Below are 14,886 nucleotides of genomic sequence, written 5' to 3'. Positions count from 1 at the left end.
CCGGTCGGGACCGACGGAGAGGGCTGGTAGGTAGCTATGGAAGAGCCGCGTCGCCTCGGCGGCCGGTACGAACTGGGCCAGGTGCTCGGGCGTGGTGGCATGGCGGAGGTATACCTCGCGCATGACACCCGCCTCGGCCGCACCGTGGCGGTGAAGACGCTGCGCGCGGATCTCGCGCGTGACCCTTCCTTCCAGGCCCGGTTCCGCCGGGAGGCCCAGTCGGCCGCCTCGCTCAACCATCCCGCGATCGTCGCGGTCTACGACACGGGCGAGGACTACATCGACAACGTGTCGATCCCGTACATCGTCATGGAGTACGTGGACGGCTCGACCCTGCGTGAACTGCTGCACTCCGGCCGCAAGCTGCTGCCGGAGCGGGCCATGGAGATGACCATCGGCATCCTCCAGGCCCTGGAGTACTCCCACCGCGCCGGCATCGTCCACCGCGACATCAAGCCGGCGAACGTCATGCTGACGCGCAACGGCCAGGTCAAGGTCATGGACTTCGGCATCGCCCGCGCCATGGGCGACTCCGGCATGACGATGACGCAGACCTCAGCGGTGATCGGCACCGCCCAGTACCTCTCCCCGGAGCAGGCCAAGGGCGAGCAGGTCGACGCCCGCTCCGACCTGTACTCCACCGGCTGTCTCCTCTACGAACTGCTGACCGTCCGCCCGCCGTTCGTCGGCGACTCCCCGGTGGCCGTGGCCTACCAGCACGTGCGCGAGGAGCCGCAGTCGCCGAGCGTCTTCGACCCCGAGATCACGCCCGAGATGGACGCGATCGTGCTGAAGGCGCTCGTCAAGGACCCGGACTACCGCTACCAGTCGGCCGACGAGATGCGCGCCGACATCGAGGCCTGCCTCGACGGCCAGCCCGTCGCCGCCACGGCCGCGATGGGCGCGGTGGGTTACGGCGGTTACCCCGACGACCAGCCGACGACGGCCCTGCGCGCCGACTCCGGCGCCGGCGCCACGTCCATGCTGCCCCCCATGAACCCCGACGACGGCGGCTTCGGCTACGACGACCGCCCCGACCGGCGCCGCGGGCAGCAGCGCAAGTCCAACACCTCCACGATCCTGCTGGTGGTGGCGGGCATCCTCGTCCTGGTCGGGGCGATCCTGATCGGCCGGTGGGCGTTCAGCGGCGACGGCGGCGCGAGCAACGACACCCTCGAGGCGCCAAACTTCGTCGGCGAGACGAAGAACAGCGCCGAGAAGCTGGCCGTCAACTCCGACCTCAAACTGAGCTTCTCCAACAAGCCCTGCGACAGCCAGCCCGAGGGCAGGATCTGCTCCCAGAACCCCAAGTTCCAGGCGAAGGTCAACAAGGGCGACACCATCCCCTGGTCGTGTCGACCGGGGCACCGAAGGTGACCGTGCCGGACGTCACGGGCCTGACCTACGACAAGGCCGCGGCCCAACTCGATGCGAAGGGCTTCAAGGTCGAGCAGAAGACCGAGGAGTCCGACCGCACCCCCGGCGTGGTCATCAGGCAGGACCCCGACGGCGACACGGAGCAGGAGAAGGGCTCCACGATCACCCTGACCGTCGCCAAGGAGGCGGAGAAGTCCACCGTCCCGGACGTGCTCGGCCAGAGCTGTGACGCGGCCAAGCAGCAGATGCAGGCCAGCAACCTGGTCGGCAACTGCACCGAGGTGGAGACCGACGACGACAACCAGGTCGGCAAGGTCATCCAGACCACGCCGCAGGCCGGCACGGCCGTCGACCCGAACTCGTCGGTCAACATCCAGATCGGCAAGAAGAAGAAGCAGGAGAAGGTCAAGGTCCCGCAGGTCGTCGGTCAGACGGTCGGCCAGGCCAAGCAGATCCTCGCGCAGGCCGGCTTCACCAATATCCAGTTCGCGGGTGGCAGCGACCAGAGCGACAACGCCCTCGTCGCCGGCCAGAACCCGGGTCCCAACCAGGAGGTCGACGACCCGGCGGCGACGACGATCATCCTTCAGACCGTCGGCGTCGGAGGCGGCAACAACAACGGCGGCAACGGCAACGGCGGCATCTTCGGCGGCCTCAACGGCAGCAACGAGGACGACTGACCCCGCCCCGCCACACCGTCACATCACAGAGCCCCCGGCCTCCCAGAGGCCGGGGGCTCTGTGGTGCACCGCCGACGGCATCTCGCAAGAGCGTGCGTCCATCGATCGTGTCTTCATATGTCCCGACTCGTTCACCGGGTGGGGTGGGGCATCGGAACCCTGCCCCGGCCATACGAGCCGGAGGACAGAACGTGATCAACGAAACGGCCTTGCTGGAATCACAGACCCTGCGCGGCAGCGTGCTCGACCGCACGGACGTACTCGACAGGGTCAAGGCCCTGTCGCTGCTGCCGGACGGGATGCATGTGACGACCGCGATGGTGGCGTCCTACTTCTCGGTGACGGTGGAAGTCATCCGGGCTCTCGTGCACGACCACCGTGCGGAACTCGAAGCGAGCGGATACCGAGTCCTGACCGGGACGGAACTGAGTAACTTTAAGCAACTCAGTGGAATCCAGTCACGCACCCGATCCCTGGCCCTCTTCCCCCGGCGCGCCGTCCTCAACATCGCCATGCTGCTCCGGGACAGCGACGTCGCACGTCAGGTGCGTGTGTACCTCCTCGACATGGAGTACCTGGCGCGCACACAGCCTGTGGAAAACTTTGTCCCGGCCGACGCCGCCTCCCTGGACGCCCGCATCGACCAGCGCATCACCCACATCCTGGGGAGGACAGTCGTCCCCCTGTTCAACGCCCTGATCGAAACCTCGGGCGAGCACCGGCGAGAGCTGACCGCCCTCCGGGCAGGCGTCCAGCGCATCGAGAAGCGGCTCCGGCAGCACCACACCCGGCTGCAGCGGCTGGAAGCCCCCCGGGAGGGCCGCCCCCTCGCCGGAGTCATGGCCGCCATGGACGCCATGAACGGGCGCGAGTTCGAAGAACACGTCGCCGAACTGCTGCGCCGCGACGGCTGCACCAACGTCGTCGTGCAAGGCGGCGGAAGGGACCGGGGCATCGACATCACCGCGCACACAGCCGACGGGCGGCGCATCGTCGTCCAGTGCAAGAGGTTCGCGCCCCACCTCTCCATCACCAGCCCCGAAATCCAGAAGTTCCTCGGGGCGGCCAAGGTCCTGCACCACTCCGAAGTGGCCCTGTTCGTGGCGACCTGCCCCTTCACCCGCGACGCCCTCAACATCGCGGCCGAGAACGGCATCACCGCCGTACACCGTGGGCTGCTGGAGGAATGGAGCGCCGGGGCGGCCCTGACCGTCCTGGAGTGACGACGGCCCGACCGCAACGGAGGCCCGAAGCCGCAAGAGTTGGTTGCGGCTTCGGGCCTCCGTCATGCTAGCGGCCCGCCTCCCCCGAAGAAGACGGTCAGCCCAGTTCCTTCGGCGGTGTCCGGTCCGCGTTCACCTTCTCCACCCGCTCCAGCTCACCCCACACCACGTACCGGTACGTGCTCGTGTACACCGGCGTACAGGTCGTCAGCGTGATGTAGTGGCCCGGCTTCTTCCTGCCGGACTCCTTCGGGACCTGCGAGAGGACCTTGACGTTGTACTTCGAGGTCTCGGGAAGGATGTCGTAGACCTTGTAGACGTACCACTTGTCCTTCGTCTCGAAGACGATCGGGTCGCCCTTCTTGATCTTGTCGATGTTGTGGAACTTGGCACCGTGGCCGTCCCGGTGGGCGGCGAGGGAGAAGTTGCCGTCCTTGCCCGACATCGGCAGGGTCGCCTTGACGGGGTCCGTGTAGTAGCCGGCCACACCGTCGTTGAGGATCTTGTTCGACGTGCCCTTCTCGACCAGGACCTCGCCGTTCGCCATCGCCGGCACGTGCAGGAAGCCGATGCCGCTCTTAGTGTTCAGCGCACCGGGCCCGCCCCGGCCCTGCGCCCAGTCCTCACGGACCTTGTCCGCCTGCTTGCCCGCCGCACGGTCGGCGACCACGTTCGTCCACCACAACGAGTAGACGACGAACAGCCCGAGGACCAGGCCCGCGGTGATGAGGAGTTCCCCGAAGAAGCTGACCGCCATCGCGAACGGGCCGGGCCTGCGCCGTTGCGCAGGCGGCCGGGACGCCCCGCCGGTGTGCTTCTCGTGATCCGTGTCGGTGGTCGCTGCCACTGGTCATCTGCCCTTAACTGACGAGCGCATCCGGCTTGCCCTTGCTGCGCGGCCGTTCCTCGACCATCTTGCCCCAGACGATCATCCGGTACTTGCTGGTGAACTCCGGCGTGCACGTGGTCAGCGTGATGTAGCGGCCGGGCTTGGTGAATCCGGACCCCGCGGGCACCGGATTCAGAACGCTCGTGTTGCTCGGCGGCGTCACCGGCAGGATCGACGCCATCTTGTAGACGAAGTACTCGTCCTGCGTCTCCACGACGATCGGATCGCCCGGAGCGAGCCTGTTGATGTACCGGAACGGTTCTCCGTGGGTGTTGCGGTGGCCCGCGAGCCCGAAGTTCCCGGTCTTGTCACCGGGCATCGCCGTCTTCAGCGCACCCTCGGCGTAGTGGCCGACCATGCCGCGGTCGAGCACACCCTTGCTGTTGGTGCCCTCGGCGATCGGGACCACCACGTCCAGCTTGGGGATGTGCAGAATGGCGAAGCCCTGCCCCGGCTCGAAAGCCCCAGGGTTGCGCTTGCCGCTCGCCCAGTCGTTCTGCAGGCTGCTGGCCTCCTTGCCCGCCTGGGCATGCGCCCGGACGTTCGTCCACCACAGCTGGTAGGTGACGAACAGCAGCATCAGCACGCCGGTGGTGATGAACACCTCGCCTATCGCCCGGCTCGCGACGACCGCCGGGCCGGGCTTGCCCGCCCGTGCCTGCCGCCGCGCCTCGACCCGCGACAACGGCGCCCGCGAGCGGCCCCCGTCGTCGGCCTGAGCAGCCGAAGAGGTGTCCGGCGCACCGCCATGGCGCCCATGACGGCGTTTGGCGGCCTTCCTGCGGGCCGCACGCCCGCCCTGGGGGGATCCGTCCCGCCGCGCACCCGAAGACGCCGCAGAGCCCGCCACGGGGTCGCCGGACTCCATCGGTGGATCCGGAATCCGCAGCGCCACCGTCTCCTCGTCGACGGGCGGCAGATACGACTCCTCCGGGACGGGCTCGTACGACGCGTACTGCCCCGGATGCCGCGGACCGGACTGCGACTGCGCTCCCGGCCCCGGTCCCGGCGGATACGGCTCCCCCTGCGGGGACGCACCGTACCCCCCTCCACCCGACCAGTCCTCGAACGCGCCCGACACCCCGTACGACTGCTGCCCGTACGAGGTGTCGGACTCGCGCTCGGGGCGCAGCGCGGTCACGCCGAGGCCCTGCCCACCACCGGGGCGAGCCCCGCCGACCTCGCCACCGCACCCTGATCGCCGCACTCCACCAGCCAGTTGGCCAGCATCCGGTGCCCGTGCTCCGTCAGCACCGACTCGGGATGGAACTGCACACCCTCCACCGGCAGTTCCCGGTGCCTGAGGCCCATCACGATGCCGTCGTGCGTACGGGCCGTGACCTCCAGCTCCGCCGGCACCGTTGCCGGCTCCGCGGCCAGCGAGTGGTAACGCGTCGCCGTGAACGGCGACGGCAGACCCGCGAAGACACCACCGCCGCCGTGCTCCACCAGCGACGTCTTGCCGTGCAGCAGCTCCGGCGCACGGTCCACCACACCGCCGTACGCCACCTGCATGGACTGCATGCCCAGGCAGACACCGAAGACCGGGACGCCCGTGCCGGCACAGTGCCGGACCATGTCCACGCAGACGCCGGCCTGCTCCGGCGTGCCGGGCCCCGGGGAGAGCAGAACCCCGTCGAAACCGTCCTGGGCATGCGCCGTCGACACCTCGTCGTTGCGCAGGACCTCACACTCGGCACCCAGCTGATACAGGTACTGGACCAGGTTGAAGACGAAGCTGTCGTAGTTGTCGACGACGAGAATGCGCGCGCTCACTGATTGTCCACCGTCACATCGTTGAAGGGCAGCAGCGGCTCCGCCCACGGGAAGACGTACTGGAAGAGGACGTAGACCACGGCCACGACCAGGACGAGCGAGATCACTGCCTTCACCCACGTGTTCCCCGGCAGATGCCGCCAGATCCAGCCGTACATGCCGTCCCTTCCGTCGTACCACGGCACCAGACCCACGCCGTACAGCCACCAGACTAACGGCGCAGCGCCTCTGGTTTCCCGGCCTCCACAGGCTGGGTCGAGTCCAGGTGCGCCCAGACGATCAGCCGGTGACTGTGCCCCCACTCCGGTTCGCACGTGGTCAGCGTCAGATACCGGCCCGAACGCGTGTACCCGGATGTACGTGGGACAGGGTCGATCACCTCGATGTCCGACGGCACTGTTTTGTACGGGCCTTTGTCGACCCGATACGTGAACCAGGTCGTACCGTCGGTCAGCACCACGGCGTCACCCCGCCTGAGCTCGGGAAAGTCCTTGAAGGGGTCGCCGTGGGTGCGGCGGTGACCGGCGACCGCGAAATTACCCCTCTGCCCGAGCCGGGCGGTCTCCGCGTAGTGCCCGAGGCCCTTCTTCAGCGTGCCGGTCGCGGTGCCTTCGAGCACGGGCTTGTTCCACGTGAAACCAAGCCGCGGGATGTACATGATCGCGAAAGGCCTGCCCTTGGCATAGGGCGCGGGCTTCACAGGGCCCGCTGGGGCACCGCCGGCCGGCGGACGGGGCTTCGACCACTCCTTGCGGAGCAGGTCGATCTGGTCGTCCATGACGCCGTCGGCCCGCACACCGGTCCAGAAGAGCACGTACACGACGAACAGCACGATCACGCTGCCGACGGTGATGCACAGTTCGCTGACGGTCCTGACGATCACGCGCACCGGCAGCTCCCCCGGTCCGGCTACTGCTCCACGGGCTTCGCGTAATGCAGATCCACTGTGCCCGAGTAGCCGGGCAGAGTCACCGGGCCGTTCTCCTCGACTTTCCATCCGAGCCCGTAGACATTGACGTAGACCATGTAGTTCTGGATCGCCGGCGAGGCCGCGAGTGCCTTCTGCAGCTTGCCCGGGTCCCCGACCGCCGTGATCTTGTACGGCGGCGAGTAGACGCGGCCCTGGAGGATCAGGGTGTTGCCCACGCAGCGCACCGCGCTGGTGGAGATCAGCCGCTGGTCCATGACCTTGATGCCCTTGGCCCCGCCCTGCCACAGCGCGTTCACCACCGCCTGCAGATCCTGCTGGTGGATGACCAGGTAGTCGGGCTGCGGCTCCGGATAACCGGGGAGCTTGGCGGTGGCGTCCGGCGGAGCGTCGTTGAGCGTGACCGTGAGCGAGTCACCCTTGAGCTTCTGCGTGCCCGCGCGCTTCTCCAGGGCCGAGAGCTTGTCGTCCTCCGCCTTGGTGCTGCCGTCGTCGCGCTCGGCGAGGGCCTCTATGTCCTTGCGCAGGGCCCCGTTCGTCTCATCCAGCTCGCCGTTCTCCTGGCTGCGCTCGTGGATGAGATCGGACAGCTTCAGCAGGGAGGTGTCCGTGCGGATGTTGGTGCCCTTGGCGGTGTTGAAGCTGGTGAAGAAAATGAGACCCGCGAGCGCGAACACGGCCGCCGTGAGGACGCGCACAGGCCGGAAACGCCGCGCGCGCTCAGGGGTGGATCCCGTCCCGGGGGAGTCGGCAGAATTGCTCAACGTACCCTTATCTCCTTCGGCGCGGCGGAAGCACTACGCTAACGGACGCCCGGGGGAGCAATCGGAGTCCCCTTACGCTGCCCCGAGACCGACCCAGTTACCTGCGCGGCCACGCAGCGCATCGACAGGAGAGACCCTCGTGCCGAAGTCACGTATCCGCAAGAAGGCCGACTACACGCCGCCGCCTGCCAAGCAGACGACCGCCATCAAGCTGAGCAACCGTGCCTGGGTCGCGCCGGTCATGCTGGCCATGTTCCTCATCGGCCTGGCCTGGATCGTCGTCTTCTACGTCACCGACGGCTCGCTGCCCATCGACTCGCTGGGCAACTGGAACATCGTGGTGGGCTTCGGCTTCATCGCGGCCGGATTCGGTGTCTCGACCCAGTGGAAGTAGCGGTCACCGCACGGTGAACGCAGTTCTGCCCAGGGGTGTTCGCTGAGTTATCCACAGCGGTTATCCACATGGGGATAATGAAGACGATCTGTGGATAACCCGCTGGGCGTTGACGCCGGTATGACGGAAGTACCGGCACTCGAAAACTTGTTCGCCCCCTGCCTGACCTGCGGAGACGCAGGTCGGTGACAGGGGGCACATGTGTTCCCGCACCGTGTGCACAAGATCCGGCACCCGCTGTGGACAACGCCTGCTCAGGTGAGCTGCGCCGTCCTCAGTACGGTCATGAGCACGACCACTCCCAGAACCAGGGCGCAGGCGCCGTACTGGACCAGTGCCCGGCGCTCTCGCGGGGCGTGGACCATGGCGTATCCGACGACGACACCGGCGACGAGGCCGCCGATGTGGGCCTGCCAGGAGATGTTGAAGCCCGGGCTGAAGGTGAAGATCAGGTTGATCGCCAGCAGCGCGATGATCGGCCGCATGTCGTAGTTGAGCCGGCGCATCAGCACGGCCGTCGCGCCGAAGAGGCCGAAGATCGCGCCCGACGCTCCGAGGGTCGCCGTGTTGGGGGACGCCAGCAGGTAGGCCAGCGCGCTGCCCGCGAGTCCGGAGATGAAGTAGAGCGCGAGGTAGCGGGCGCGGCCCAGTGCCGCTTCGAGGGGGCCTCCGAGCCACCACAGGCTGAGCATGTTGAACGCGATGTGCCAGATTTCCTGGTGGGTGAACATCGACGTCACCATGCGGTACCACTCGCCTCCGGCCACGCCTTGGGTGGGCGTGAAGGGTGCGGGTGGCCAGGCGCCGAGCAGGACGATGTCGTTCAGCAGTGACTCGTGGACCTGTACGGCGATGAAGACGGCCAGGTTGATCCCGATGAGGATCTTGGTCAGCAGCCGGGGGTCGGCGGCGATGGAGCCGCCGGCGATGGTCCGGGGCATGGCGGCCGTGGGCGAGTGGCCTGTGCCGGAGCCGGTGCGGACGCACTCGGGGCACTGGAAGCCGACGGAGGCGTTGACCATGCATTCCGGGCAGATCGGGCGCTCGCAGCGTGTGCAGCGGATGCCTGTCTCGCGGTCCGGGTGGCGGTAGCACATGGGGACGCTGTGGGCGTCCTGCGGGCTGCTCGCAGCCTGGTCGTCCATGGTCTCCCCTAGGTCGTGTGAGAAAAGCCCGCCCCGCTCATCCTTACGGACGGGCGGGGCGATTGGTTCCCTGCGGGAGCCTTCGCGCTCAGCGGGTCTCGATGACGACCGACTCGATGACCACGTCGTTCAGTGGGCGGTCGGTGCGCGGGTTGGTCTGGGTCGTGGCGATGGTGTCCACGACCTTCTGGCTGGCCGCGTCGGTGACCTCGCCGAAGATGGTGTGCTTGCGGTTCAGCCACGCGGTCGGGGAGACGGTGACGAAGAACTGCGAGCCGTTGGTGCCCGGGCCGGCGTTGGCCATCGCCAGCAGGTAGGGCTTGTCGAAGCGCAGGTCCGGGTGGAACTCGTCCTCGAACTGGTAGCCGGGGCCGCCGGTGCCGTTGCCCAGCGGGTCACCGCCCTGGATCATGAAGCCACTGATCACCCGGTGGAAGACCGTGCCGTCGTAGAGCCTGTCCGTGGACTTCTTGCCCGTCTCCGGGTGGGTCCACTCCCGCTCGCCCTGGGCGAGCTCGACGAAGTTCTTGACCGTCTTGGGCGCGTGGTTCGGCAGGAGCCGGACTTCGATGTCGCCGTGATTGGTCTTCAGGGTGGCGTAGAGCTGCTCAGCCACGATCTGCCTTCCGTTGTCTTTCTGTGACTCCCTGATCCTCGCACGGACGGGCCTTGGCGTCGTCCGACCTGAAGCCCGCCGGGGGGAAACCCTCGGCGGGCTTCACAGAAAACCAGTCGAGTAGTCCCGGGGCGGGGGCGCTCGGCAGCGATCCGTGGCATTGTCGACGACAAGCTCCTGTTGCCCCTTATTCATCCGCTATCGCACGTGATCGGCGTTGGATGCCGGTTTCCGTGACCCGGATGCCCTTCCGCGCATGCCTGGTCGTGCGCCGGGAGGCATGATCCGTAAAAGGGTGGAAAGTCGAAATACCGTACGCCACCGAGGAGGAGGAACCCGTGACCCGCATCGACAGCGTGCGCGCCGCGACTGGTTCGGCGAAGGACAGCGTGCTGCACGCCGCGGAAGTGGTGGCGCCCTACGCCGACACGGCCAAGGACAGGGCCGCGCACTACGCAAACGAGGCACGCGTACGGCTAGCGCCCAAGGTGACGCAGGCCGCAGGGCAGGCACGTGTCCAGTACGGCACTCTGGTGCAGCCGTATCTGGAGCAGGCCCGCACGCATGTGCCGCCGAAGGTCGACCAGGCCGCCCAGGAAGCCGCCGAACGCACCCGGAAGGCCGCCCGTCAGGCGGCGGAGTTCTCCAGGCCGAGGATCGAGCAGGCGGTGGCCGCGGCCGTGCCCGTCACGGCCGAGGCCGCGGCCCGGAGTGCGGCCGCCATGGCCGCGCTGCGCGGCCAGGTCACGTCCAAGGAGATCCAGAAGCTGGTCCGCAAGCACGAACGGCGGGCCAAGGCCGGCAAGGCTGGGAAGTCGCTGCTGCTTCTGGGTGTCCTCGCGGGCGGGGCTTTCGCCGCGTGGAAGTGGTGGGACAAGCAGGCCAACCCGGACTGGCTGGTGGAGCCACCGGCCGCGACGGAGGTCCCGGAGTCGGGGCGCCTGTCGTCCGTGGACGGCACGGGTCCGGCGGTCCTGGACCCGGAGGTCGAGGCCAAGCAGGCGGAGGACGAGGCCGGTCGGCGCGACGATCGTTCCTGAGGGCGCACCGGATTCAACAGCACGGCGGGGCGGGAGACTTGAGGGTCTCCCGCCCCGCCGTGCTGTTTCACGTGAAACACTCGCCGCCGGTGTGCGACGGGGTGCGCAAAAATGCCCTCCGGGACCGCGTTTTCGCAGTTCGGAGGGCGTTTTCCGAGTGGAGCCTAGGGGAGTCGAACCCCTGACATCTGCCATGCAAAGACAGCGCTCTACCAACTGAGCTAAGGCCCCGTGAGGGGACGTCCGGCCGGAGAAACCGCGTCCCGGCGGGCGTCGGAGACCAGAGTACCGGGTCACCCCCGTGGTTCCGCAAAAAGATTGGGGGTCCCCGTCGACGACCACTCTCCGTAAGATGCTCGGCGTGGTTCGCTACCGCGAACCGCCGTACATGGGGAAGCGATGGGGAGACGCAATGGACGCCGCACAGCAGGAAGCGACCGCAAGAGCGCGGGAACTGCAGCGGAACTGGTACGGGGAGCCTTTGGGGGCGCTCTTCCGTAGGCTTATCGACGATCTTGGTCTCAACCAGGCTCGTCTCGCGGGGGTTCTGGGACTGTCCGCGCCGATGCTGTCGCAGCTGATGAGCGGTCAGCGGGCGAAGATCGGCAACCCGGCTGTGGTGCAGCGGGTTCAGCTGCTGCAGGACCTGGCGGGGCAGGTCGCGGACGGCAGTGTGAGCGCCGCCGAGGCCACCGAGCGCATGGAGGAGATCAAGAAGTCACAAGGGGGGTCGGTGCTCAGCAACACCACGCAGACGACGAGCAGTTCGGGGGCGCCCACGGTCAAGCGGGTCGTGCGCGAGATCCAGTCGCTGCTGCGGTCGGTGGCGGCGGCGGGTGACATCATCGACGCCGCCGACACCCTCGCCCCGACCCATCCGGAGCTGGCAGAGTTCCTCCGGGTCTACGGGGCCGGCCGCACCTCGGACGCGGTCTCGCACTACCAGTCCCACCAGAACTGATCCTGCCGCCCGGTCGCCGGAGGGGGTTCGGCGGGGGGCGGCAGGTGAGGTGACGGGGGATGCGTCACGGTACGGACGGGCACGTGGGGGCGTGTTCCGTACGGGGGACCGTTTTGACGCGAGGGGGATGTATCGCTCATCGGGGGAGTGTCGGGGGGCTCGGGGGGCTCGGGGGAGCTGTTTCGTCCGTCGGGGAGTCGTAGCGCTCGCCGGGGGGAAGCAAGGGGGGAAGCCGCAGGGGGAGGAGCGACGTACAGCCATGGGTGAGGTCTTCGCCGGCCGGTACGAACTGGTCGACCCGATCGGGCGCGGAGGGGTCGGCGCCGTGTGGCGTGCTTGGGACCATCGCCGGCGTCGCTACGTTGCCGCGAAGGTCCTGCTTCAGAGCGACGCGCACTCGCTGCTGCGTTTCGTGAGGGAGCAGGCTCTGCGGATCGACCATCCTCATGTGCTCGCCCCCACCAGCTGGGCCGCCGACGACGACAAGGTCCTGTTCACCATGGACCTGGTCGCGGGCGGGTCACTCGTCCACCTCGTGGGGGATTACGGTCCCCTGCCGCCGGCCTTCGTGTGCACGCTGCTCGACCAGCTGCTGGCGGGTCTGGCGGCGGTGCACGCGGAGGACGTGGTGCACCGTGACGTCAAGCCGGCCAACGTGCTGCTGGAGGCCACCGGCACGGGCCGGCCGCGGCTGCGGCTGTCCGACTTCGGCATCGCGATGCGGCTGGGTGAGCCCCGCCTGACGGAGACCAACCTCGTGGTGGGGACGCCCGGTTATCTCGCGCCCGAGCAGATGATGGGCGCCGATCCGGACTTCACCGCCGACCTGTTCGCCGTGGGGCTGGTCGCGCTGTACCTGCTGGAGGGCGCCAAGCCGGACAGCAAGGCGCTCATCCAGTACTTCGCCGAGCACGGGACGCCGGGCGCGCCCCAGGGCATTCCTGAGCCGCTGTGGCAGGTGGTGGCCACGCTGCTGCAGCCGGATCCGGAGGCGCGGTTCCGTACGGCCACGGGGGCGCGCAAGGCGCTCGCGGCCGCCGCGGAGCTCCTTCCGGAGCCGGGGCCGGACGACGAGCTGATCGAGATCTTCGACCAACTCGGCCCACTGCCAAGGGGGTTCGCCCCTGAAGGGCCTCTGGAGCGGGCGAAGGGGCTGGGTCCGGGTGAGGAGCGGTCCGGTTTCCCGGGGACGGGCGAGGAGCGGTCCGGGCAGGGAGAGGGCGTGGGCGCGCTGCCGGTGTCCGGGGGGCAGTCCGCCGAGACTCAGCGGCCTCAAGCGCGGGAGGCACCCACCGACCCGCGGCGTGCCGCCGACCCGTCGGGCGGCTCCGCCCAGCCGCCCTCCATGTCGGACACCGGCAGCTTCCATCTGCCGCCTCCGCAGGTCACGGTCACCTCGTCTCCGGTTCCCGGGCACCAGGCGGCTGTACCGCACCAGCAGCCGCCCGTGTCCCCCTACGACCCCACGCACCGGCTGTCGCCCGCACAGCCGCTCCCGCCGGTGTACTCCGGCCCTCCCCTGCCTCCTGCGGAGCAGTACCGCACGGACGCCTCGACAGCCTCGTACACCGCCCGGACCCCGCAGTCCCCGCCGAGCGGCCAGGCGCCGTCACGGCACCGGGCACGACGGCCTTCCCGCCCCGGCCCTCCGGCCAAGGTGGCGATTCCGGTCCTGCTTCTCGCGCTCGCCTGTTACGCCGTGGGCTTCTGGGCACTGGCCCGGATCTGAGGCCGTTGCAGGGCCCGGCGGCCGCCCTACGCGGCGGTTCCCCGCCGGGCGACCACGGTCCACACGCCGAGTCCCACCAGCAGTGCGCTCCCGGTGCCGATGCCACCCACGGCGAGTGCCCTCATGGCGGTGTCGTCGCCCGCGGCCACGCCTTCCGCGGCCGCCTCCCGGTCCTGGTCCGAGACCTCGAAGACGCCCTCCGGGTCGGACTCCCCCGCGTACTCGGGTCCGCCCTGTGGCTGCCCGCTCACCCGGACGCGCAGTGTCATCCGGAACGGCCCGTCTCCGAAGGTGTCGGCGACGCCCTCCGAGAGATGGGCGACGAGGTAGTAGGAGCCGGCGAAGCGCAGCGCGCTCACCTGTGCGGTGGCGGCGTAGCGGTTGGCGTGGTCGACCGGTGGCAGGGGTGGCAGGCTTCCGGACTTCTGGCCGCCGTTGTAGCCCACGCCGACATCGGCGACCTCACCGCGCGCGGGGTTGTAGAGGGCCAGGTCGAGCGCGTCGGAGGTGTAGCCGGGGCCGTCGGTTTCGGTGCTGCCGAGTTCCGCGGTGACGGAGATCTGCTGTCCCCAGTCGACCGGCACCTCGTAGAAGAGGGTCTGGCCGGGCCGGATGTCGTCCTGCCAGACGCCCTGGTCGAGGGGGGTCGCCCTGGTGAACCCGGCGCCGCCCTCGCGGCGCTCGGCGTCTCCCTGGAGCGGCTGAGGAGTGGCGGAGTTCCACACCTCGGGCGCACTGGTCGGCCCGGTCTTCGCCGTCCGTGGTTCCGTCATGGCGACGAGTTCCAGATCCCAGGCGTCCGGTGAGGAGCCCTCGCCGTCGGGGTCGACGCGCTCGACGGACACGTAGTACGCGCCGGCCTTCCGGCACAGCGCTTTACTGGGCGAGATCTCGCGCATGCCCCATGCCGCGATGGGGTGGGGGCTGCGTGCGACTCCGAAGCTCGTGTTGTCGACGGAGCAGGTGTTGCCCTCGGCGTCCTGCACGGTGACCTTGACTCCGTCGATGACGGAGACGGTGCTGTCGGGGGAGGGGACGGCGGTGGCGGAGACGTAGGCGTTCGTCGCGGCGTCGAGGTCGAGGCGGTAGTTGACCTTGCCGCTGCTCGGCAGGGAGCTCTTGTAGGTTTCGCCGAGCTTCAGGAGGGCGGCGTCGCCGGTGCTCCTCGCTCCCTCGATGCTCTGCGCGCCGTCGGCGAAGGTGTACGGGCCGGGCGTTCCGGAGGCCACTGCGGCTGCGGCGGCCGGTCCGGGCACCGCGGCCGCCCCCAGGATCATGGCCGCGGCTCCCAGGCGCACGGCCGCCGCCGGCCGGTGGCGCCACGCCCCCGCGCGCCGTTCCCACGCCGTACGGCACCGTCCCCT

14 protein-coding genes, 1 tRNA gene and 1 pseudogene are annotated in these 14,886 nt (G+C 68.9%); 6 read left to right on the top strand and 10 right to left on the bottom strand.

All coding sequences use genetic code 11. From position 1 onward, the window contains the following. Positions 1–36: 36 nt before the first annotated feature. Together pknB and HNR57_RS15210 are read left to right on the top strand one after the other, a co-directional pair. Positions 37–2,057: pseudogene (pknB, locus tag HNR57_RS15215) on the top strand (Stk1 family PASTA domain-containing Ser/Thr kinase). A gap of 191 nt (positions 2,058–2,248) precedes the next feature. Then, positions 2,249–3,280, top strand: coding sequence for a restriction endonuclease (locus tag HNR57_RS15210; RefSeq protein WP_184560539.1), 1,032 nt, complete (start codon positions 2,249–2,251; stop codon positions 3,278–3,280). A gap of 97 nt (positions 3,281–3,377) precedes the next feature. Here HNR57_RS15210 and HNR57_RS15205 read toward each other — a convergent pair whose 3' ends face one another. From HNR57_RS15205 to HNR57_RS15180, 6 genes are read right to left on the bottom strand one after another with little or no spacing between them, the layout of a single operon-like run. After that, the gene (locus HNR57_RS15205; protein ID WP_184560538.1) at positions 3,378–4,127 is read right to left on the bottom strand and encodes a class E sortase; all 750 of its coding nucleotides are present in this window, start codon (positions 4,125–4,127) and stop codon (positions 3,378–3,380) included. A gap of 13 nt (positions 4,128–4,140) precedes the next feature. Then, the gene (locus tag HNR57_RS15200) at positions 4,141–5,310 is read right to left on the bottom strand and encodes a class E sortase (protein ID WP_184560537.1); all 1,170 of its coding nucleotides are present in this window, start codon (positions 5,308–5,310) and stop codon (positions 4,141–4,143) included. After that, entirely contained in the window at positions 5,307–5,945 is a 639-nt protein-coding gene (locus HNR57_RS15195) for an aminodeoxychorismate/anthranilate synthase component II (protein WP_031105357.1), read from the bottom strand. The genes HNR57_RS15200 and HNR57_RS15195 overlap by 4 nt, the downstream gene beginning before the upstream one ends. Continuing rightward, complete coding sequence (locus tag HNR57_RS15190; RefSeq protein ID WP_033309918.1) at positions 5,942–6,139, bottom strand: hypothetical protein; 198 nt, start codon at positions 6,137–6,139, stop codon at positions 5,942–5,944. The genes HNR57_RS15195 and HNR57_RS15190 overlap by 4 nt, the downstream gene beginning before the upstream one ends. Before the next feature lie 17 nt (positions 6,140–6,156). Then, positions 6,157–6,834: a class E sortase gene (locus HNR57_RS15185; protein WP_184560536.1), complete on the bottom strand. Its 678-nt coding sequence runs from the start codon at positions 6,832–6,834 to the stop codon at positions 6,157–6,159. Positions 6,835–6,854: 20 nt separating this feature from the next. After that, on the bottom strand, positions 6,855–7,637 hold the full coding sequence (locus tag HNR57_RS15180; RefSeq protein WP_184560535.1) for a DUF881 domain-containing protein: 783 nt from the start codon (positions 7,635–7,637) through the stop codon (positions 6,855–6,857). A gap of 139 nt (positions 7,638–7,776) precedes the next feature. On the opposite strand from HNR57_RS15180, the gene crgA reads away from it, so the two are divergent. Beyond that, positions 7,777–8,031, top strand: coding sequence for a cell division protein CrgA (crgA, locus tag HNR57_RS39535; RefSeq protein WP_030846986.1), 255 nt, complete (start codon positions 7,777–7,779; stop codon positions 8,029–8,031). Positions 8,032–8,285: 254 nt separating this feature from the next. Here the strand turns inward: crgA and HNR57_RS15170 are convergent, their stop codons facing one another. Both HNR57_RS15170 and HNR57_RS15165 read right to left on the bottom strand, forming a co-directional pair. Then, on the bottom strand, positions 8,286–9,176 hold the full coding sequence (locus HNR57_RS15170) for a rhomboid family intramembrane serine protease (RefSeq protein WP_184560534.1): 891 nt from the start codon (positions 9,174–9,176) through the stop codon (positions 8,286–8,288). Positions 9,177–9,264: 88 nt separating this feature from the next. Then, positions 9,265–9,792 carry a peptidylprolyl isomerase gene (locus HNR57_RS15165; protein ID WP_184560533.1) on the bottom strand — a complete coding sequence of 176 codons (528 nt, stop codon included), beginning with the start codon at positions 9,790–9,792 and terminating at the stop codon, positions 9,265–9,267. 338 nt (positions 9,793–10,130) lie between these two features. On the opposite strand from HNR57_RS15165, the gene HNR57_RS15160 reads away from it, so the two are divergent. Beyond that, positions 10,131–10,832 (top strand): DUF5324 family protein, encoded by a 702-nt coding sequence (locus HNR57_RS15160; protein ID WP_184560532.1) that lies wholly within the window; start codon positions 10,131–10,133, stop codon positions 10,830–10,832. A 158-nt stretch (positions 10,833–10,990) separates the two neighbouring features. On the opposite strand, the gene HNR57_RS15155 is transcribed toward HNR57_RS15160, so the two are convergent. Next, positions 10,991–11,063: transfer RNA gene (locus HNR57_RS15155), tRNA-Ala, on the bottom strand. A gap of 181 nt (positions 11,064–11,244) precedes the next feature. On the opposite strand from HNR57_RS15155, the gene HNR57_RS15150 reads away from it, so the two are divergent. Continuing rightward, the gene (locus tag HNR57_RS15150) at positions 11,245–11,793 is read left to right on the top strand and encodes a helix-turn-helix domain-containing protein (protein ID WP_033309914.1); all 549 of its coding nucleotides are present in this window, start codon (positions 11,245–11,247) and stop codon (positions 11,791–11,793) included. Between the two features lie 259 nt (positions 11,794–12,052). Then, complete coding sequence (locus tag HNR57_RS15145) at positions 12,053–13,522, top strand: protein kinase domain-containing protein (protein ID WP_184560531.1); 1,470 nt, start codon at positions 12,053–12,055, stop codon at positions 13,520–13,522. A gap of 26 nt (positions 13,523–13,548) precedes the next feature. On the opposite strand, the gene HNR57_RS15140 is transcribed toward HNR57_RS15145, so the two are convergent. After that, positions 13,549–14,799, bottom strand: a complete 1,251-nt coding sequence (locus tag HNR57_RS15140; protein WP_221342559.1) for a hypothetical protein — start codon at positions 14,797–14,799, stop codon at positions 13,549–13,551. Positions 14,800–14,886 lie beyond the last annotated feature (87 nt).

It is taken from the genome of Streptomyces paradoxus (assembly GCF_014202475.1).
In the GTDB taxonomy this organism is placed as follows: domain Bacteria; phylum Actinomycetota; class Actinomycetes; order Streptomycetales; family Streptomycetaceae; genus Streptomyces; species Streptomyces paradoxus.
Note: the sequence above shows the minus strand (reverse complement) of the source record. Positions and strands in the feature narration are given on the sequence as shown.